At 40.3% G+C, this 20,576-nt stretch carries 16 protein-coding genes; all 16 read right to left on the minus strand.

Annotation, left to right across the window (positions count from 1 at the left end; genetic code table 11):
* Positions 1 to 172: transposase (locus LY28_RS15325; protein ID WP_207658094.1), on the minus strand; the 172-nt coding region annotated here is incomplete at its 3' end.
* Between the two features lie 218 nt (positions 173 to 390).
* Positions 391 to 1,455 carry a sulfate ABC transporter substrate-binding protein gene (locus LY28_RS15330; RefSeq protein ID WP_110463060.1) on the minus strand — a complete coding sequence of 355 codons (1,065 nt, stop codon included), beginning with the start codon at positions 1,453 to 1,455 and terminating at the stop codon, positions 391 to 393.
* Between the two features lie 249 nt (positions 1,456 to 1,704).
* Positions 1,705 to 3,480: a dihydroxyacetone kinase subunit DhaK gene (dhaK, locus tag LY28_RS15335; RefSeq protein WP_110463061.1), complete on the minus strand. Its 1,776-nt coding sequence runs from the start codon at positions 3,478 to 3,480 to the stop codon at positions 1,705 to 1,707.
* A gap of 2 nt (positions 3,481 to 3,482) precedes the next feature.
* Positions 3,483 to 4,619 (minus strand): glycerol dehydrogenase, encoded by a 1,137-nt coding sequence (locus LY28_RS15340; RefSeq protein ID WP_110463062.1) that lies wholly within the window; start codon positions 4,617 to 4,619, stop codon positions 3,483 to 3,485.
* A 239-nt stretch (positions 4,620 to 4,858) separates the two neighbouring features.
* Positions 4,859 to 7,123 carry a glycoside hydrolase family 3 C-terminal domain-containing protein gene (locus tag LY28_RS15345; protein ID WP_110463063.1) on the minus strand — a complete coding sequence of 755 codons (2,265 nt, stop codon included), beginning with the start codon at positions 7,121 to 7,123 and terminating at the stop codon, positions 4,859 to 4,861.
* A 70-nt stretch (positions 7,124 to 7,193) separates the two neighbouring features.
* On the minus strand, positions 7,194 to 8,210 hold the full coding sequence (locus tag LY28_RS15350) for a Gfo/Idh/MocA family protein (protein ID WP_242981347.1): 1,017 nt from the start codon (positions 8,208 to 8,210) through the stop codon (positions 7,194 to 7,196).
* Between the two features lie 30 nt (positions 8,211 to 8,240).
* Positions 8,241 to 9,197 carry a zinc-dependent alcohol dehydrogenase gene (locus tag LY28_RS15355; protein WP_110463065.1) on the minus strand — a complete coding sequence of 319 codons (957 nt, stop codon included), beginning with the start codon at positions 9,195 to 9,197 and terminating at the stop codon, positions 8,241 to 8,243.
* A 17-nt stretch (positions 9,198 to 9,214) separates the two neighbouring features.
* The gene (locus tag LY28_RS15360; RefSeq protein WP_110463066.1) at positions 9,215 to 9,970 is read right to left on the minus strand and encodes a hydroxypyruvate isomerase family protein; all 756 of its coding nucleotides are present in this window, start codon (positions 9,968 to 9,970) and stop codon (positions 9,215 to 9,217) included.
* Between the two features lie 76 nt (positions 9,971 to 10,046).
* Positions 10,047 to 11,099 (minus strand): zinc-binding dehydrogenase, encoded by a 1,053-nt coding sequence (locus LY28_RS15365; RefSeq protein WP_110463067.1) that lies wholly within the window; start codon positions 11,097 to 11,099, stop codon positions 10,047 to 10,049.
* 166 nt (positions 11,100 to 11,265) lie between these two features.
* Positions 11,266 to 12,621: an extracellular solute-binding protein gene (locus tag LY28_RS15370; RefSeq protein WP_110463068.1), complete on the minus strand. Its 1,356-nt coding sequence runs from the start codon at positions 12,619 to 12,621 to the stop codon at positions 11,266 to 11,268.
* 29 nt (positions 12,622 to 12,650) lie between these two features.
* Positions 12,651 to 13,496 carry a carbohydrate ABC transporter permease gene (locus tag LY28_RS15375; RefSeq protein ID WP_110463069.1) on the minus strand — a complete coding sequence of 282 codons (846 nt, stop codon included), beginning with the start codon at positions 13,494 to 13,496 and terminating at the stop codon, positions 12,651 to 12,653.
* A gap of 23 nt (positions 13,497 to 13,519) precedes the next feature.
* Positions 13,520 to 14,428, minus strand: coding sequence for a carbohydrate ABC transporter permease (locus LY28_RS15380; protein ID WP_110463070.1), 909 nt, complete (start codon positions 14,426 to 14,428; stop codon positions 13,520 to 13,522).
* Between the two features lie 52 nt (positions 14,429 to 14,480).
* Positions 14,481 to 15,497: a LacI family DNA-binding transcriptional regulator gene (locus tag LY28_RS15385; RefSeq protein WP_110463071.1), complete on the minus strand. Its 1,017-nt coding sequence runs from the start codon at positions 15,495 to 15,497 to the stop codon at positions 14,481 to 14,483.
* 432 nt (positions 15,498 to 15,929) lie between these two features.
* Positions 15,930 to 16,667, minus strand: a complete 738-nt coding sequence (locus LY28_RS15390) for a DUF2238 domain-containing protein (protein ID WP_110463072.1) — start codon at positions 16,665 to 16,667, stop codon at positions 15,930 to 15,932.
* A gap of 357 nt (positions 16,668 to 17,024) precedes the next feature.
* Positions 17,025 to 19,658: a bifunctional acetaldehyde-CoA/alcohol dehydrogenase gene (gene adhE / locus LY28_RS15395; protein WP_110463073.1), complete on the minus strand. Its 2,634-nt coding sequence runs from the start codon at positions 19,656 to 19,658 to the stop codon at positions 17,025 to 17,027.
* A gap of 484 nt (positions 19,659 to 20,142) precedes the next feature.
* Positions 20,143 to 20,376 (minus strand): HPr family phosphocarrier protein, encoded by a 234-nt coding sequence (locus LY28_RS15400; RefSeq protein WP_110463074.1) that lies wholly within the window; start codon positions 20,374 to 20,376, stop codon positions 20,143 to 20,145.
* Between the last annotated feature and the right edge of the window lie 200 nt (positions 20,377 to 20,576).

Here is a 20,576-nt window from a genome sequence, read left to right on the forward strand (position 1 = left end):
GATGCCCTTCAAGTATCTCTACTCCTTTGTAGCTACATAATTGTATCAAAATTTCTCTGATACTCTGTTTGTATTGATTATATATCGCCTTTCGTCTATACTTTGGAGTGAACACTATATGATATTTACACATCCATTTTGTGTGAGCTAAGCTGTGTTCCTTATTTGCCATTAAAATCACCTTTCCTCTCGTTAATTTAGTAGCTTGAACAACTCTATTTTAACGAAAAGGTGATTTTTTTGTATAACTTCTGTCGCGCACCCGCATAGCGGGTGGTTTATTGTTTCGCATGGCTCATTTCTCTGCCGAGAAACTTGCCTTATGCTCAACAGGCTAAAGCCCATAAATAAAAAGAGGGCAATAAGATCGCCCTCTAAGCCGTCTGAATTTTACTTTTTGTAAATCTGATCAAAGATGGCACCATCCTCAAAGAACTTGCTATTGGCAGCATTCCATCCTCCAAAATCATCATCGATGTTGACCAGCTTGACATTCAGATTAAACGTGCCCGAAAACTCCTTCAGGAGGTCTTGGTTTGACGGGCGATAGAACCAAGCTCCCTCAATGCGCTGAGCTTCATCAGTATAGAGATATTCAAGGTAGGCTTCAGAAACCTCACGCGTGCCATGCTTATCAACATTTTCGTCAACTACCGCAACAGAGGGCTGTGCCAGAATGCTTATTGACGGAGTTACAATTTCGAATTCGTCCGGATGCTCCTTTTGAGAAAGGAAGGCCTCGTTTTCCCATGCGAGGAGAACATCACCCTGCTTATTTTCAACAAAGGTTGTTGTCGCACCGCGTGCGCCGGAATCCAAAACAGTTACATTAGCATACAAATCCTTTACAAACTGGGTTGTTTTCGTCTCATCACCATTATAAAGCCTGAGTGCAAAGGCCCATGCCGCAAGGAAATTCCATTTTGCACCGCCGGATGTTTTTGGAGAAGGGGTAATCACTTCCACACCCGGCTTAACGATATCGTCCCAATCCTTAATATTCCTTGGATTGCCCTTGCGGACAAGAAAAACTATTGTGGAGGTGTACGGGGAACTTTTCAGAGACAACCGGTCAACCCAGCCATCGTTAATTAATCCCGCCTTATGTATTTCATCAATGTCGCCCTCAAGTGCAAGAGTAACCACGTCTGCTTCGTTGCCTTCAATAACTGCGTTTGCCTGTTTACCTGACCCTGCATGTGACTGAGTGATAATTACTTCCTGTCCGGTTTTATTCTTCCAGTATTCTGCAAAGGCTTCATTGAACTCAACATAGAGTTCACGGGTAGGATCATAGGAAATATTCAGAATTTCGACCTTAGCCAGACGGTTTGCGGCTTTGTCATTGTTTATGCCTGTGTCAGAATTGGCAGTACTGCCGCTGTTTGAAGAGCAACCTGCCAGAATGCCGAGCATAAGCGTAAGGGCTAGCATAAGTGCAAATAATCTTTTCATGAAAAACCCTCTCTCATATAATAATTTTGTTTTTTGCAGATATAATATTCTTTTCTTATCATATTAAACATATAGGTTTAATATGATATAAGTATAATGGCAGATTTTCCATTTTTCAATACAGATTTACGCAATCGGTTGCGTAAGCCTGCAGCAAAAAGCAAAAAAAGCGTTTAGGCTTCATACTCCTCTGAGTATGTGCTTCTAAACGCTTTTAGCTTTGAATTTCTTAGATATATTCTACTTCCCTTAAAAGTCCTGAAACTTAATATTTTCATTTATTTCACTGAAAATGACTCCCAATGCGTGAGCTCCCGCATCAGGATATCCCAGGCTTCTTTCCCCTACTGTTCCTGCACGTCCCATCCTTGCTACAATGCCTTTTGTTTTCTCAGCTCCTTCAACAGCAGCCTGTGCGCCCTTCATAAAGGCCTCCTTAATAGTTTCCTTATTCCCGGCACATTTTGACATTGCTTCCGCACATGGTATCAATGCATCCATTAATGTTTTGTCTCCAATACCCGCACCCCTGCCAAAGGTTCTTTCTCCTGTTGCTTGTATTCCGGAAACTGCTGCCTGAAGCATCTCTGCCAGATCATCAATCGATGCCTCTTTCTTTTTGCCGATACTCCTGCCGGCAGCCCTGAAGGCAGAGCCCCATATAGGACCTGAAGCACCTCCGCAGTACTCCATTATGACCATTGAGCATGCCTCCAGAAAGCTTCCCATATCTTCGCATTTATTCTCCAGTATTTCCTTCCATTCGTTTCTTAACTGCTTAAAGCCTTTTGAAATACTCATGCCAAAATCACCGTCTCCGGCATATGAATCTAATTCGCAGAAGGGCACCTCATTTTTTATGACAATCTCACCCATCTTTTTTATTATGAATGTAAGATTATCCAAGGTAAGCTTATTATCAGCAATGCTGTCCGATGACGTATCAAAAATTGTGCCTCTTTCCGATTGTGTCTTTTCTTCCTGTTTCATCAATTCATCACCGCTGTTTGAAGGCTGTGCCGTTCCTGAAACTATAAATGCAGGAGCCTCACTCTTCTTGAAAAGCAGCTCTTCCAGCTCATCATCCAATTTCATAATTGAAACGGAGGCTCCGGCCATATCAATGCTGGTCATATAATTACCCACAAAGATTTTCACAGGTGTAATTCCCTCTTCTGCAAGTATTTTATTTACAGAATTATTTAAAAGATAGAGTTCTTGCAAAGGCGAGCCTCCAAAACCATTAATCAGCAATGCAAGCCTCGGAGAAGCACCGCTTTCTTTAAGCCTTAAATCTTTTAAAAGGGCCTTGACCATCTTTTCAGCCAAAGCATCGGCAGAAGTAATTTTTTCTCTTTTTATACCGGGTTCGCCATGTATACCAACACCGTATTCTATTTCGTCAGCTCCCAATTCAAATGTCGGTGTTCCTTTTGCAGGCACTGTGCATGAAGTAAGTGCAAAGCCTATACTGCGCACATTTGAAGCAGCCTTTTGTGCTATCCGTTTGACATCCTCAAGCTCCAAGCCCGATTCAGCGGCAGCTCCGGCAATTTTATGCACCAGCACTGTTCCTGCAACGCCTCGTCTTCCAACCGTATATAGGCTGTCCTCAACAGCGATATCGTCATCAACCCTTATATAGTCAACCTTTATACCATCTTCACCTGCTAAAAAAGCGGCATTTTTAAAATTCATCATATCTCCGCTATAGTTTTTAATTATCAGCAAGGTTCCCTTTTTGCCTGCTGTAGCCTTAATTGCCTGATATACCTGAATTTGCGACGGTGATGCAAAAACATCTCCACAAACTGCCGCATCCAGCATTCCCTTTCCCACAAATCCTGCATGTGAAGGTTCGTGTCCACTGCCGCCTCCGCTGATTAATGTAACCTTGCTGTCATTGATTTCTCTTTTTTTAATAATTTTATATTTGCCTAAAAATTCAAGCTCGGGATGTGCAAGTACAATCCCCTTGCACATTTCCTGTACAACTGTGTCCGGTGAGTTTATAATCTTTTTCATAGCTAAGCTCCTTTACTGCTTTTGAAGTCACTTCCAATTCTATCTGCAGTTTTTATAGCCGCGGCTACAGCCTCTGCTGAAACAAAAAACGGCATTGAATGTATTGATTCTTCAGGAATACAAGCCTTTTCGGCAACAAGCATCAGCTCTTCATCGGATATCTGTGAAACACCTATATCAGCCAGACATACCGGAAGCCCTACTTTTGAACAAAAGGTCAGTACTTCTTCTATTTCATTCTCCGGTGCATTTTCGAGTACCAATTGTGCCAATGTCCCAAATGCCACCTTCTCACCATGATAATACCTGTGTGTGCCTTCCAGTATGGTAAGTCCGTCATGAATCGCATGTGCCGCCGCCAAGCCGCCGCTTTCAAAGCCAAGACCTGAAAGCAGTATATTAGCCTCGACTATATTTTCCAGTGCCTGTGTAACGCACCTGTTTTCGCATGACAGCTTTGCCTTTAACCCGTCTTTCATTAAAGTCTGATAGCATAAAGCAGCCAATGCCATTGCAGTATTAGTCCCCTTTGCTTCCTTGCAGGCTTTTTCCCTGTATCCGCAGGGCAAGCCTGCATTGACATTTGAAAAGGAGCTTGCTGTCGCCCTTGCTTCAAAATAGGTTGAAAGTGCATCCCCCATGCCTGATACCAAAAATCTGACAGGTGCTTTTGCAATTACAGAAGTGTCCACCAGTACCACACTGGGACTTTGCTTGAAATAAGCATAATCATCAAATTTTCCCTCTTCTGTATACAAAACGGCGGAATGGCTTGTAGGTGCATCTGTGGCGGCGATTGTAGGCACAATTATCAGCGCTTCGCCTTCTGCTACACACTTTGCCGTATCAATTGCCTTTCCTCCTCCCAATCCAATCGTACAAGCGCAGGATTTTTCCTTTGCAAGCTCCTTCAAACGGCCAACCTCACGGCGTGAGCATTCGCCTCCGAAATCGCTTTCAACAAAATCAATTCCAAATTTCTCTTTTGTAATATCCAGCTTTTCTTTTATTCTGGAGATATCGTCCTTGTGTGCAATCAGCAGTGCCGATTTCCCGAAGGAGCTTACAAAGTACCCCAGATTTAAAAGCTCATCCTCTCCCTGAACATACTTGCATGGACTGATAAATGCTTTTCTCATTGTTAATCCTCCAATCGCTAATTTATTTAATTACTCAGCTCTCCCAGTTAAAAATTGCAGCTTTTAAGCTTATTGCCGCAAAAGTCAATTACTATCGCCAGAAAAACGATATTCTATCGTTGCGAAGGCTTGAACCGTAATTGACTTTAGTAAGGATATAAATAATTCAAGCAATTATTTCATCAACAAACCATTAATAAGCTTAAGCGCTGTAAACCTTTTTATGTGAAAACGCTGAATTAATTATTATTTAAGATATTTATGAGCTCTTCAATCTTTTGCTCGCTTATAAGACCCTTGCTGAAATACACCAGAGATCTAAGAACTGTATAATGAATCATTTTATCCCTGAAATCGCTTCCGTCATCCTCCATGCCGTTAAATATCATTTCAAAGGCTTCGGGATATTGTTCCTCCAGTTCCTTGAACAGTATTTTTCCGGCAGGATTTTCTTTTATATCCCCAATGGTGGAATTTTTATGATAAACCTTTTTTACCTTGTCTGCGGAATTTATTTTGACCCCGGCAGTCAGTCTTATATCTTCTGAAGAAGCACCAATCAGTATCTCAAATTCTCCCTCTTCAACTATAAATGCCTGTTCCCTTGTACAGAAATGTGAAAACGCGGAGCCTTCAATCTTTACGGTTACTTCCTTTTCCTCACCGGCTGCCAATTCCAGCTTTCCAAACTGCTTCAGCTCGCTTGCCTGTTTATTGAGTTCTCCTTCGGCGTTTCTTATATATATCTGATATATTTCTTTTCCTTGCCTGTCTCCGGAATTCTTTACCTTAAAATTAAGAAGGATATCCTCACCGGCATCAAAGACCTTTGCCTCCAGCCTTAAAGCGCTGTACTCAAAGCTTGTATATGACAAGCCGTGCCCAAAGCAGAATAAGGGGTTTATTTTTTTCCTTCCATAATATCTGTAGCCTGTAAAGACTGATTCCCTGTAATATACCTCGTCATCCTCACCGGGGAAATTCAGATATGACGGATTGTGCTCCAAAGCAACAGGAAAAGATTCCGCAAGCTTTCCGCACGGATTTGATATCCCCAGTAAAAGCTCACAAACAGCACCTGCCCCTGCCTGTCCCCATAAATAGCCTTCCATTACGGCTCCGGCATTGTCTATCCACGGCATGGCAACCGGAGCACCATTAGACAAGACCACAATTACATTCCGGTTAACCTTGCAAATTTCGTTTATCAAGCATATATGAGAAGCCGGCATATCCATATGCTTCCTGTCATACCCTTCTGATTCATAGTTTTCCGGAAGTCCGGCAAATATTACTGTCTTCTGTGCACCGGAAGCTATTTTTATGGCCTCCTTTATTAATTCCTCATCAGGAATATCACTATTCAAGCTATAGCCCGGGGCAAAAGGAATTTCACGGTTTAAAAGCTTACACATCTCATCATAAGCCGATTCCAACCGGGTAGGAATTACATGTGAGCTTCCTCCTCCTTCAAACCTTGACTGCTTTGCAAACATCCCGATAAAGGCTATGTCCTCGCTTTTTGATAATGGAAGCATATTCTGCTCATTTTTCAGCAATACTATACATTCTCCGGCTATTTTCCGCGCCCTTTTATGGTTTATATCCTTGATATCCGCGGATATCTTTTCAGCTTTATTTTCAACAGCCTTAAAAATCAATTCCAGCAATCTTCCTACCGATTTATCAACTGTTTCAATATCAAGCTCTGCTTCATTTACGGCATTTATAATCTTTTGAGTATTAACCATTCCGGAAGAAGGCATTTCAAGATCCAGTCCGGCCTTCAGGCATTCTACCCTGTCATTTACCGCACCCCAGTCGGAAACAACAATTCCGTCAAAGCCCCATTCATTTCTCAGAATATCTGTAAGAAGCCTCCTGCTTTCACAAACATATCCGCTGTTAACCCTATTGTAGGAACACATCACAGTCCATGGCTTCCCGATTTTTACCGCATACTCAAAGCTTTTCAGATATATTTCCCTGAGGGCACGTTCATCAATGACCGCATTGACAGAGAGCCTTCTATGCTCCTGATTATTGGCAATATAATGCTTCAAAGAGGTACCCACACCCTCCGCTTGTACTCCTTTAATTATATGACCTGCCATAACTCCGGACAGATAAGGATCCTCCGACAGATATTCAAAATTCCTGCCGCATACGGGAGATCTTTTAATATTGCAGCCCGGTCCCAAAACTATATTTACGCCTTCAAAGCCCGCTTCCTCCCCCATAGCCTTGCCAAAACTCTCCATCAGGTCTGTATCCCATGAGCAGGCAAGCAAGGATTCTGACGGAAAGCAGGTGCATGGCACAGTAGTGAGAGCTCCCTTGACCTCCTCCTGCTTGCGAAGGCCTGCAGGTCCGTCAGCCACCATGATTTCAGGTATTCCAAGCCTCTTTACCGGCTCAGTATGCCAAAAATCCTTCCCTGATAAAATATTTGCTTTTTCTTCCAATGTCATTTCAGATATTAAAGCGTTTATTTTTTCATTCATAATTCAGCAACCATTCCTTTTCAAACAAACCATGTTAATAGTATTAGCATTGTTAATAGTATTAACATTGTTAATATTGTATTGTTATCCTGCTTCCTGATTTTGACGCTTCCAATGCCGCAAATATGACCTTTAACGTTTTAACCGCATCACCCGCTGATATTGGTGATTTCATTCCATTTTCCACAGCATCCGAAAATGCATCGACTATCCCTGAACGTGTTTGCTCAGGCAGCTTGTATAATATTTTTTCCCCGTTTTTCTTAGTTACTTCAACTCCATATTCAGGCGTTGCTCCAATCTTGATTACTCCGTTCTCACAATAAATTACATTTGAATTGTCAACCGCTCCGTAATTAGACCATGAGGCAGTAACCGTGCCCACAATTCCGCGGCTTGTTTCCATCAGACATATTGCATTGTCATCCACACTTATAGGTTCACCGTCGGAAGTTTTCTTATCAAGTGCTCCCACAATTGCTGAAATTTTAACAAACTCATCCTCAAGCATCCATCTCATGAGGTCAATCTTATGAACTCCCAAGTCTCCCATTGCTCCTAAAATAGCCGCATTTTTATTAAAAAACCATGTGTTTTTTGTTTTATCTATTCCCCAATTTTCGGGACCGCTATGAGAAAATTCTGTTTTAAAAAAAATAACCTTGCCCAATTCTCCCGAGCTGATAATCTCTTTTGCTTTTTTATGTGCTAGGTCCATTCTCTGGTTCTGCGCTATCATTAACAGCTTGCCGGCCTCCGCAGCCGCCTTGTCCATTGCAATACCATCCTCGACAGTGGTAGCCAGCGGCTTCTCACACAGCACATGCTTACCCGCCTTGAGAGATTTTACAGTTACCTCGGCATGAGTGGCATTTGATGTGCATACTATAACTCCGTCAACATCATCATCCTTAAGCATATCCTCATAATTTTTATATACTTTTCCTCCGTATCTGCCTGCCAATTCCGCAGCTCTGTCCTCAAACAAGTCAAAAAATCCGGATATCTCTATATTAGGATTACTTTCACATTCAGGTGCATGACGGAAGCGTGTAATAGCCCCGCAGCCTATTATTCCTATTCTCATTTTCTTCGCCTCCATTTTAAGCAAATTTGTTTACATAACAACTACGCCTTTAATATAATCCCTTGGTTTATTGTTGAGTGTATTAAAGGCTTTTTGAATATCATCCAGCTTGTACTGATGGGTAACAATTTCAGACAGGTCAAATACTCCGGAATTCAGCATTTCAACAGCACGTCTTTCGTCCTCCGCCTGATTTAAGGAATAGCCCGGATGTGCAGCTATTAACTCACCTGACACTTTTATTAATTTTCTGAAATCAAAGCTTTCCGACCGTTCCTCATGTGAGCTCATAAGAATCAGCCTGCCTCTTCCTGAAGGCCTTAAAAGTTCCAATGCATTGTTTAATACTTCTGTACTCCCTGTTCCCTCAATAACAAAATCTGCCATATGTCCGCTTGTAATTTCTGAAATCCTTTTAACAGCATCCTCTTTTAAGGGATTTATTACATGTGTTGCTCCGAATTTTTTTGCCAGTGCAAGTTTACTGTCATCTATATCAATCGCTGCAAGACATTTCAAGAATCTGCTTCTCATTCCCTGCAGACACCAAAGTCCCATCGGCCCGCAGCCCATAATAATACCGGTATCACCGACCCGGATATTTGCAGCTGAAAGAACAGTTACTATGCATTTGAGGGGTTCACCCAGGGCATATCTTATATCAATATCAGGATCAACCTTATAGCAATTCTTATAATTTATTGCCGCATATTCCGCAAAGCCTTCGAGCCTTTCCGGCAGTACAGTCACTATATCTCCTATACAGAAGCCGTTTGTCCCCCTGCCGGTTTCAACTACGATACCTGCCCATTCATGACCCAATGTCTGAGGGCAATTTCCGAGAATACCTCTGAAATGATTCAGCTCCCAATTGCATAGCCCGCAGACCTGAACCTTTACAAGCAATTCCCCGTATCCAAGGCTTACTTCTCTCTGCTGTATCTCGATTTTATACGGCTCAACCAATATAGCTGTTTTGACTTTCATAATATCAGCTCCCCGGCCTACCGTTCAATTTCAGCCTTAGTTCTCATTAAGCCCTCGGTTACAGGCTCCTTTGGAAAATACTCATACCCTGCATACCCGCTGAAGCTTGTCTCGTCTATCTCTTCAAATATTCTTCTATAGTCCAGCTCTCCATAATAAAGCTCATTTCTTCCCGGGTTGCCTGCTGCATGGAAGTGACCTATTTTAGATATATTCGGTATTATCCTCCTCAGTAAATCACCCTCCATTATTTGCTGATGATATATATCATAAAGAAGCTTTACATTAGGGCTGTCAACTTCGTCAATAATCTGGAAGCCTTCATCTGAACTCCATAAATAGTAGCCCTGATGATCTACTCTTGTATTAAGCGGCTCCATAATAAGTGTCATATCACTCTCTTCAAGTATAGGCACACATGCCTTCAAGCCTTCAACTAATGCTTTATGCTGCTCCTCACGGCTTTTCCCGGTATCGTTCCCGACTTGAGTAATAAGCATTTTACAGCCGAGTTTCTTTGCTGCCGCTATTGATTCTCTTAGCCCTTGTATATATTCCTCTCTCTGACCGGGATCAACAAGGCTGATAAATTTTGTACAGCATGCCGTAAGCTCCATTCCAAGTCTGTCCTTCAGCTCTGCCAATCTGTCAATATCCTTATCCCACCAGCACCAAATTTCAAACTTATTATAACCGCAGCTCTTTATTTCCTCTAATCCGCTGTATATGTCCTTTCCAAAATATAGCGCATCAACACAAACCGAAATCTTCATTTTTAAAGCACCTCACTTTATATTTTTCCCGCTCTGCTCAGGATGCCAAACCGCCAAGCATGCTCTCTTTGTGTATTTAATATGTTATCAGAACCTGAATTGCCTTCTCAGGATGCTTGTCCACTATTTCATAAGCTGATGCCACTTCATCATAGGGTATTTTATGTGTAATCAGATTATCCAGCTTCAGACTTTCAAGAATTTTAAGGCAGGACTCGGTTCTTCTCTTATCGTCCCAAAGGTTTTTTATTGCAGGGTCTATATTGTTTGTCTGAGATTGCTTGATTCCAATCCTGTTATGATGAAATTCCTCGGACAAGTCCAATCCTTTTATCATTCCCTGATACCAGCTGAGTGCAACAACGCTGGTTTCAGGTGCGGCAATTCTGACGGCTTCATTCAGTGCCGCGGAATTCCCTGTAACCTCTATTACTACATCAGCACCCTTATTGCTGGTCAGCTTACGGATTTCTTTAGCTATATCAGAATGCTCCTTAGGGTTAAAAACCTTGTCACAGCAATTTTCAAGAGCTGCATTCAGTCTGGTTTCAAACATATCTATACCATATACCTTAAATGCGCCGCTCATTTTTGCCATTTGTGCCACAAGCTGTCCCAGCACTCCAAGTCCCATTACTACAACAGTATCTCCAAGCTTTATATGACTGTCCAGAATTCCGTTAAAGGTTGTCACCAGATTTGTAAAGAACACTCCATATTCAGGCTTAACACCTGCCGGTAATACTATCACATCTGTTTCCGCCTTAACCACTTCAGACTGGTGAGGTGCAGAGGAGCAAACTATATCTCCTGCCTTTACATTTTTAACACCTGAGCCAACCTCTATTACCTCTCCTACATTTGCATACCCCATGTACCATACTCCGGGATCACAGCTTCTTATAGGATACTGCCATATTTCGGTATTATCGGCATCTTCAAACAATCTTGTGTCCGGATCATACTTTCTTCTGAAAAATGGTGCCAACCCTCTGTATACACTCATTTCAGTTCCATGACTCAGTCCGGAGCAAATAGTCTTAATCCTGACTTCATTCTCTTTCATTTCAAGCTCCGGTGCACTTTGTACTGTTAGCTGTCTTGGCCCGCTATAAACCATAATTTTCATATATAATTCCCCATTTCTGTAACGATATCAATTTTTTAGCCTTCCAGTTTTATATCAACGTCTTATATTCACACAAAATCAAAATTATTCTGTTCCTGTAAGCCTCCCTGCTATAGTCGATAGGAGGCTTACACAGAACATTAATAGTTATCTTTCTTCAATAAACCTATTTCATAAGATTTTCAAATTCCTTAATTGACTTGTCAATCGATTGCTGTATATCCTTGCCAGCTATGACCTCAGTACACAATGTAGGCAATGGTCCGTTAGGCCATGCATCAATCTGGCTCCACTGTGCAATAGGCATATCTCCGGCAACCGCTCTGTCAGACTGATTGACAAATGCGCTGAGCCATGCATCCTGTGAGAAATAGCTGTCACTCATAACAGCCTTGCTTGAGTTTAGAAGCGACAGAGTTTTTGATGCTTTAAGCTGATTTTCAGTATTACAGAAGTATTTAACCCATTGCTTTGATGCATCCGCATCCTTTGTTGTCTTGAAAACAGCTATAGGAGCTGAAAATGCTATTGAAGATGCTCCTTCACCGCTCTTGCTCGGCATAACTGCTGATGCAAACTTGTCCTTGAGCTGTGGTGCCTGCTGCTCTATGTTATTTTTTGTTTCTGCGGTAACACCGAATACCATTGCCACCTTTCCTGCCATAAATTCTGCAACAGGGTCATATGAAGGGTCAACCATATTAGGCACTGCAATTTTGTATTTTTCATTTACATCTCTCAAGAAGGTCAAAGAATCTATACCTGCCTGTGTGTTAAATGTCGGGCTCTTAAATTCCGCATCCATAAGGCTGCCGCCTGCCCCGCCAAGGAGTGAAAACCATGTCTGGTCAAATCTGGCCATCATATTGAACCATGCCAGTCCTGCTCTTGTAATATTACCCTTTGCATCTGTCTTTGTAAGCTTTTTGCCTACACTTACCAATTCATCCCATGTCTTTGGAGCAGAAGTAATTCCTGCTTCTTTGAAATATTCGGTATTATAAAGAAGTACTCTTGTGTCAAAACGCCACGGAATACCATACCAGTGTCCATTTTGATAAGCTTCATCCTTACCTGCCTGGAACCATGAATCTTCTCCCATTTCTTTAGCCACATCATCAATTTCCATCGGGCCATATTTATCTCCGCCCATCTGTATCAGAGATGCAGTAAAGAAAATATCTGCAACATCCGGTGCCTCACCGCCTGTGCATGCCAGAGTAAGCTTGTTTAATGCCTGTCCCCAGTCAACAATTGAGTATTTTACCTTAATGCCTGTTTTGGATTCGAAGTCTGCTGTCATTTCCTTGAGCAGTGTCTCCTGTGCTGCAGGATCAGAGCCGTATTTCTGTATCCAGAAAGAAATCTCTCTTGGCTCATTTGAGTTAGTGCTTCCGGCTGAAGAAGTATTCTGTGCCTGAGTGCTGTCGGATGATTGCTGTCCCGAGCCACATGCGGTGAAAACAGCCACCATCATTGTAACTGCAAGTATTACTCCAATTAGTCTGACTACTTTTTTCATTTTTTCTTCCTCCTCAAACTTATATTATTTTATCCCTTAACCGCACCGGCGGTTAATCCACTTATTAAGTACTTCTGCAAAAATGCAAACAGTATTATTGCAGGCAGGGTTATCAATACTGATGTAGTCATTGTAAGAGCCATATTTGAATTTCCTCCGAATTGGCCGATATAGTCATATATTCCTATTGATGCCGGTTTCAAGTCATTATTTGATAATATTACGCTTGCCCACATGAACTCATTCCATGCCAGTATAAATGAAAATATAGCTGTGGCAACTATTCCCGGTAAGGAAATAGGAAGTGCAATTCTGAAAAATATCCCGAATCTTGTACAGCCGTCAATAGTAGCACTTTCTTCCAACGACACAGGTATCGCCGATGTAAAATAGCTTTTTATCATCAAGGTGCAAAACGGTATCCCCCACATTGAATATGCAATTATCAGTCCTGCATAGGTATTTGTCAGATTTAAATTGAACATAATAAAATAAAAGGATATAAAAGGCAGTACTCCCGGTATCAGCTGCGACAAAAGCATAAGCACAACCGACGATTTCTGGAGCCTTCGGTTTGAAAACCTGCTTATACTGTATCCGCATAGGGTGGCCAGCGCTACACATATTATCGTTGTCATTACAGAGACAAACAACGAATTTGACATATATTTAAGCAAAGGAAGTGTTGACCATACGTCAATATAATTCTGAATATTAAGTACTTTAGGAAAATATGTCGGCGGTGACAGCATAACCTCATTGCTTGGCTTTATTGATGTGATAACCATCCAATAAAACGGAAGCAAGACAAAAACAGAGGTAACTGCCATTACGGCATAATGCTTCAATGCGGGCTTGATTTTTTTAGATGACATTTTTTATTCACACACTCCTCTCGTTAAGCGCTATAATCTGCTCTTATAGAGCGCTTTATATAGTAAAGTGACGGTATTAATACAATAACAAGCATTATTACACTAAAGGCTGCGGCATATCCATATTTGAAGTTAGTAAAGGCCTCACTGTATACCCGCACCGCCAGAACCTCCGTAAGATTCAAGGGACCGCCTTTTGTTACCAGATAGCTGATATTGAAATTATTAAACTGCCAGATACCTTCCAAAAGAATTGAAGTCTCAACTACAGGCAGCAGCGAAGGAAGCGTAATTTTGGTAAATTGCTGCCATTTGCTTGCACCATCGACATTTGCCGCTTCATACAGCTCAGAGGGTATAGTTTGCAAGCCGGCTAAAAACATTACCATCATAAACGGAAATATACTCCATATATTGATAATAATCACCATAATCATAGGCAGTGAGATAAACCCAAAATAAACCTCGGTCTGTCCCAAAAAATTTATCGGCTTGTCAATAAGGTTAATGTCCATAAGAAATCTGTTTATCGGACTGAAGGACTCACTCAGCAATAGCCTCCACACCGTTGCGGTCACAAGCGGAGGGGTAACCCATGGTGCTAAAAATATTGCACGGAAAAAGGTTTTTCCCCTGTAGCCCTTATTAAGCTCAATTGCCACAATAATTGCCAATATTGCACCAAAAATCAAAGAAAATACCGTAAAGAAAAGTGTGTTAATTATGATTTTAATTGTTGCAGGATCACTAAGTGCCTTTACATAATTGCCAAGACCTATGAAAGGTCTGTCAGGCTTCAGCAATTGAATGTCGAAAAAAGACATTCTTATAGAATCCAGACTTGGGTATATGTGGACAAATGCTATTCCTAACAATGCCGGAAGCAGCATTATCAGAGGAGTATATTTGTCCAGTTGACGAGACAGCTTCATACTGATACCTCCATTATAGAAAAATATTAAATTTGTATCTGCGATATCTATTTTAAAGATTTTTAACAGAATTTCTTTCAATTATTCTGGGGCTAATTGAAATGCATCTTGCATTATGATATGTGCTGTTTTTCTTGCCGATAAGCATTTCTACGGCTTCCGCAGCCATATCCTCTATGGGAAGGCGTATGGAAGTCAATGCCGGTGACAAATATTCTGAAATAGTGTCATCATGTCCGACTATAGAAACATCCTCAGGAATACGTATACCCTTTTCATACATATACTGCAGAACTCCGACTGCAAGTATATCAGCCGCAACCATTAGCGCAGACGGGTATTCCTTCTCTTCAAATATTTTTTGTGCAATCTGATATCCATAATCAGAAATATATTCTTCAACAAAAAATGTGTGCTCTCTTGCATATGCTTCAAGCCGGTTTTTTTCCATGGCCATGAGATAACCGGAATATCTTTCCTTTTCAACATTAAAAACCTGTTTCTTGCCTATATATGCAATCTCCGTATGTCCCTTTCCTATTAAATAACTTGTACCATTGAAGGTTCCTTCAGTATTATTTACAAGAACCTTATCAACTCCGAAATATTCTGCCGGCCTTTCTATCATAACAACAGGCTTCTCCAAATTATCCATATATTCTTTAATATCAGCCGGAACATCATCTTGTATAAAGGAACTGAAAATTATGCCATCAACATTTCTTTTTATAAGACTATCCACTAAATACGGTATCTCTGAAAGATCTTCTCCCGAATTCAACGTAAGTACTTGAAAGCCCTTATTTCGTGCAGCTTCATTCACATTTCTTGACAGCAGCTGAAAAAACATATTGGAAGAGCTGTGTGGTACTACAAGGCCAATTACACCTTCCTTAAAATTTTTTCTGGAATATAGATTTTTCTGTGCAATGTAGCCCAGCTGGTCTATCACTTCCTGCACACTTTTTCTCACACTTTCCGATACATAACCGTTTCCTCTGACAACTCTGGCCACTGTAGTTATAGATACATTTGCTTTTTGTGCCACATTCATCATTGTAACTTTCATGTTTCACCTCTGCCTTTACTTGTTTTTTACCACATTTTAGTCTAATCAAGTGAGTTTCAAGTAAATCAACCAACAACTTTACGTCCAAAAAATAACATGCAATTTTTTATTTTTTTAACACACTTCTTATGTGATTATTATATATATTTCATAAATTAATGTCAATAAATATACACTATTTATATATAAAATGTCGAAAAAAGAATATTTTTATGGTTTTCATATGGTTTTTCCGTATGTTAATTTTATTATTTTTTCATACATTTTTCATATGTTTGTTAAATATTTCTCACACTTTTTTACCATTAAGACAAAAAGCAAAGCACCTGTAAAACCCCCAGCTATGCTAAAGCAGTCATGTTTATGCCTTATTAATTAATATCCGGATAATAAAAAAAACAGACCTAAGCCTGTTTTTCTTATCTGAATATTTCACATCTTATTGAACAGCCTTCGAACCTCAAAATTCTCAAGCCATCCTTTTTTGTACTTAATAGATATATAACCCAGAACACTTGTAGCCAAAGCTCCCAGCGCATCAACTATCAAGTCCTTCATTGTGTCTGCCAGAGCCATTCTTCCCGCCATAGGTGTTCCGTCTTCAAAAGCAGATTTCTGCATATTCAGCCCCAGAAGCTTGTCAAAGGAAAATTCGTATATCTCCCATAAAGCTCCTATAGCCAAAGCAAATGAAAAAGCGAAAACAGCAACAAAAACAGGAGAGAGATTTATTTTTACTTTTTCGGAATCATTCAGAAGCTTTACAATTGAAAAACCCAGAGCACCTATCATCGCGCCGCTGAAAGTATGCAAAACAGTATCCCAGTGCGGCACCTTATAATAAAAGCTCCTTACCTCTCCAAGATAAATTGCAGCATATAAAAAAATCACAAATAAAATATGCATAAACCCCGGAACATATATTTTCAATTTCCGTTCTATCATTGATGGCAGAAACATTATGACTATTCCCATAATACATTGAATCAGCATCAATACATAATCACTTCTGAGCTTTTCATGTGCAACTGCCGTAACCGCTCCTGACGGAGCTAATATTACATTCACCAGCGAAAAGACCGTTGACCCAACCAATGTAATAAACACAAACCAAAATAATACCTTTTCCCAACTAAATTTTTTTCCGATAGCTTTCATTTTTATCCACATCGGCATATTCCCCTTTATATAAAGCTAACTATATATTATTTTAAAAATAGTATATAAATTACACATTAACAGCGCCCTCTGACAACGATTTAAAAAATAGTATATACGAAACCGCCAAGCTATGCAAATTAAAAACAGATTAAAAGCAACCCGTTGTTTTAGTCAATTTTATAATTTATTGTTAATAAGCAGCGGCACGCACTGGTATACCTGTGAAAATTCGCTTGTCCCAGCTCTTTAGGGCAAGCCGGCTCTTCATGTAAATAACTCCTATATCCCAAGAAATCGCCTATTCAGTGAATAAGCGATTTCTTGATTAAAGAACATATAATATATTTTAGAGAGAGGCTAATTTAACTAACCTGCCAGCTCACCGGCAGAAACATTTTCCTTTCCGTAATATACCTTCATATACATTTCCTTCATTTCACTCATTAAAGGATATCTGGGATTTGCACCGGTGCACTGGTCATCAAAGGCCTGCTCAACCATTTCATCCAGTGTTGCAAGGAACTTTTCCTCATCTATGCCCGCATCCTTAATGGTCTTTGGAATCCCTATCTTAGCCTTTAGCTCGTCAATCTTTACAAGTAATTTATTAAATTTGTCCTCATCATTAATACCGTTGATGCCTACAAAAGAAGCAATTTCTGCATATCTCTTCAGCACCTCCGGATACTTGTACTGTGAGAAGGTACCCATTTTAGCAGGAGCCTCGGCAACATTAAACTTCATAACCTCATTTATAAGAAGTGCATTGGCAACTCCATGAGGAAGGTGATGGAAAGCACCTAGCTTATGTGCCATTGAATGGCAAATACCCAAAAACGCATTTGCAAATGCCATACCGGCTATTGTAGAAGCATTAGCCATCTTTTCTCTTGCGGCAGGATCCTTTGCACCGTTTTCATACGCCGAAGGAAGATAATCAAATATACTCTTTGCGGCTTGCAATGCAAGGCCATTTGTATAATCCGAGGAAAGCATGGAACCATAAGCTTCAATAGCATGTGTCAACGCATCTATTCCTGAAGCCGATGTCAGACTCTTAGGCATATGCATCATCAGGTCTACATCAACAATTGCCATATTCGGCATAAGTGCATAATCAGCAAGAGGATACTTAACTCCTGTATTTTCATCTGTAATAACCGCAAACGGTGTTACCTCAGAGCCTGTGCCTGCTGATGTTGGAACAGCAGCAAAGTATGCCTTTTCACCCATCTTGGGGAATGTATAAACTCTTTTTCTTATATCCATAAATCTCATGGCAAGATCCTGGAAATCAACCTCAGGATGTTCATACAAGGTCCACATAATTTTCCCTGCATCCATTGCGGAACCGCCGCCGACAGCTATAATAACATCAGGCTTGAATTCCATCATTGCCTGTGCTCCAAGCTTTGCACAAGCCAGTGTCGGATCGGGAGCCACATCAAAGAATGTGAAATGGCTGATATTCATTTCATCCAACAGGTTTGTAACCGCCTTTGTATAACCGTTACTGTACAGGAAGGAATCCGTTACGATAAAGGCTCTCTTTTTATTCATTACATCCCTAAGCTCTCTCAATGCAACGCCCAAGCATCCCTTTTTGAAATAGACCTTTTCCGGTGCTCTGAACCATAACATATTTTCACGCCTCTCTGCAACAGTCTTAATATTTATCAGGTGCTTAACTCCTACATTTTCCGAAACAGAATTGCCTCCCCATGAACCGCATCCCAATGTCAGTGACGGCGCCAATTTAAAGTTGTAAAGATCGCCTATTCCTCCTTGTGCAGATGGAGTATTAATAAGAATTCTGCAGGTTTTCATAGCAGCAGTAAATTTATTGACCTTTTCCTTGCCGCTTACAACATTTACATATAAAGAGGAGGTGTGTCCGAAGCCGCCGTCCGCAACAAGTCTCTCAGCCTTTGAAATTGCTTCGTCAAAGGTTTTTGCCCTGTACATTGCGAGAACAGGAGAGAGCTTTTCATGAGCAAATGCCTCTGACAGTTCAACAGATTCAACTTCTCCGACTAATACCTTTGTATCCTCCGGGACATCGAAGCCTGCCAGCTTGGCAATAGTATGAGCTGACTGGCCTACTATTTTTGCATTTAAAGCACCGTTTATAAGAATGACCTCTCTTACCTTCTGAGTCTCATCCTTATTCAGCATATATGCTCCGCGATGAATAAATTCTTTCTTTGCCTCGTTATAAACCTTGTCTAACACAATAACGGACTGTTCTGATGCACAAATCATACCGTTATCAAAGGTTTTAGAAATAATAATTGAGCTTACTGCTGTTTTTATATCTGCGCTGTCATCTATAATAGCAGGTGTATTACCGGGGCCTACTCCAATTGCAGGCTTTCCTGATGAATAAGCTGCTTTTACCATTCCGGGTCCGCCTGTTGCAAGAATTATGTCTGCTTCCTTCATGACAATTCCGGAAAGCTCTATTGAAGGCTCATCAATCCAGCCTATAATTCCTTTAGGTGCTCCTGCTTCCACTGCCGCATCAAGGATAATTTTTGCAGCTTCTATGGTTGATTTCTTTGCTCTTGGATGTGGCGAGAAAATAATACCGTTTCTTGTTTTCAAAGCTAGCAATGCCTTAAAAATCGCGGTAGAGGTCGGGTTTGTTGTAGGTACTACAGCTGCTACGACACCTAAAGGCTCGGCAATTTTAGTTATCCCGAAGGCTTCATCCTTTTCAAGAACACCGCAGGTTTGAGTATCCTTGTAAGCATTATATATATACTCCGATGCATAATGGTTTTTTATCACCTTATCTTCTATAATTCCCATTCCGGTTTCTTCATATGCCATTTTAGCAAGTGGGATTCTCTTTTTATTGGCAGCCAATGCAGCAGCAAGAAATATTTTATCTACCTGCTCCTGTGTATATTCTGCAAATACTTTTTGCGCCTGCTTTATCTCAGTTAGTTTTTCTTGCAAACTCTCTACATTATTTACCACTAAATTTTTCTTTGACATAGTAATCGCCCTCCGTTTTGGATTCTAAAATTCATGTAGCTAACCATCTATACAGATATCGTTATTTTTTTAACAATATCGTTTAAAAATATAAGCCTTGCAAAAAATGAGTCTACAAATAGCTTATTTTTCATTTTTCTGTTGTGTTAATTATTTAACAACTATCACAAATATATTTTACATCCTTGTTAAATAATTGTCAATACATATGCTAAAATTTATTTTTCTCTCCTATTATAGATATGGTATTTTTATACAAGTCAATTACTATCGGCTAAATAAGCATTGCAGCTCTTCTGCTTACATCGCCTCTATTATTTTATGGCGCGAAGGTTTCAACCTCGATAGAGCTTATGACAGCTTTAAAAAACAAAAGAACTGCAATACGGCACAAATTATGCCTGCTGATGCAGTTCTTCCGGTCTGTATTTGTTATTGTCTCATTGCTGCCGGTCTCAAATCTTATAATTTATTTTCACGAATATCAGTATATTTCCAGATATGGCTCCAGCTCCTTGAATAGCTTGCCGTAATCCACATCGTCAGGAACTACCAACGTTAACGGTTCATTCAGCTTAAGAATAAACATTCCTAAAATAGATTTTGCATCCGCCATTCCACTTTTTCCATGTATCCATATGTCAAAAGCATATTTTGTCACAATTGCATTGACCTTCTCAATGTCCTCGATATTTTTGATTTTAATCGGTTTAACCATAATTCAGCATTCTCCTTTTGCATTAGCTTACCAAACCTACGTTCAAGACCTGCTTAAAAGCTTAATTTTCCTGAAAAGACGATATAAATATCGTCACAAGGCTTGACCCGCAATTGACTTCAATTTTCCATCGATACACCGAACACCTGCTATTTTTAAATGGAAAATTTGAATTCGTCTAAAATAATTTAAATATAGCT

The organism is Ruminiclostridium sufflavum DSM 19573 (assembly GCF_003208175.1).
Taxonomy (GTDB): domain Bacteria; phylum Bacillota; class Clostridia; order Acetivibrionales; family DSM-1351; genus Ruminiclostridium; species Ruminiclostridium sufflavum.

What these genes read in the sequence shown, in the direction of transcription:
- LY28_RS15330 (WP_110463060.1), bottom strand. Translation starts at nt 1,455, where the DNA reads ATGAAAAGATTATTTGCACTTATGCTAGCCCTTACGCTTATGCTCGGC.
- dhaK (WP_110463061.1), bottom strand. Translation starts at nt 3,480, where the DNA reads ATGAAAAAGATTATAAACTCACCGGACACAGTTGTACAGGAAATGTGC.
- LY28_RS15340 (WP_110463062.1), bottom strand. Translation starts at nt 4,619, where the DNA reads ATGAGAAAAGCATTTATCAGTCCATGCAAGTATGTTCAGGGAGAGGAT.
- LY28_RS15345 (WP_110463063.1), bottom strand. Translation starts at nt 7,123, where the DNA reads ATGAATGAAAAAATAAACGCTTTAATATCTGAAATGACATTGGAAGAA.
- LY28_RS15350 (WP_242981347.1), bottom strand. Translation starts at nt 8,210, where the DNA reads ATGAGAATAGGAATAATAGGCTGCGGGGCTATTACACGCTTCCGTCAT.
- LY28_RS15355 (WP_110463065.1), bottom strand. Translation starts at nt 9,197, where the DNA reads ATGAAAGTCAAAACAGCTATATTGGTTGAGCCGTATAAAATCGAGATA.
- LY28_RS15360 (WP_110463066.1), bottom strand. Translation starts at nt 9,970, where the DNA reads ATGAAGATTTCGGTTTGTGTTGATGCGCTATATTTTGGAAAGGACATA.
- LY28_RS15365 (WP_110463067.1), bottom strand. Translation starts at nt 11,099, where the DNA reads ATGAAAATTATGGTTTATAGCGGGCCAAGACAGCTAACAGTACAAAGT.
- LY28_RS15370 (WP_110463068.1), bottom strand. Translation starts at nt 12,621, where the DNA reads ATGAAAAAAGTAGTCAGACTAATTGGAGTAATACTTGCAGTTACAATG.
- LY28_RS15375 (WP_110463069.1), bottom strand. Translation starts at nt 13,496, where the DNA reads ATGTCATCTAAAAAAATCAAGCCCGCATTGAAGCATTATGCCGTAATG.
- LY28_RS15380 (WP_110463070.1), bottom strand. Translation starts at nt 14,428, where the DNA reads ATGAAGCTGTCTCGTCAACTGGACAAATATACTCCTCTGATAATGCTG.
- LY28_RS15385 (WP_110463071.1), bottom strand. Translation starts at nt 15,497, where the DNA reads ATGAAAGTTACAATGATGAATGTGGCACAAAAAGCAAATGTATCTATA.
- LY28_RS15390 (WP_110463072.1), bottom strand. Translation starts at nt 16,667, where the DNA reads ATGTGGATAAAAATGAAAGCTATCGGAAAAAAATTTAGTTGGGAAAAG.
- adhE (WP_110463073.1), bottom strand. Translation starts at nt 19,658, where the DNA reads ATGTCAAAGAAAAATTTAGTGGTAAATAATGTAGAGAGTTTGCAAGAA.
- LY28_RS15400 (WP_110463074.1), bottom strand. Translation starts at nt 20,376, where the DNA reads ATGGTTAAACCGATTAAAATCAAAAATATCGAGGACATTGAGAAGGTC.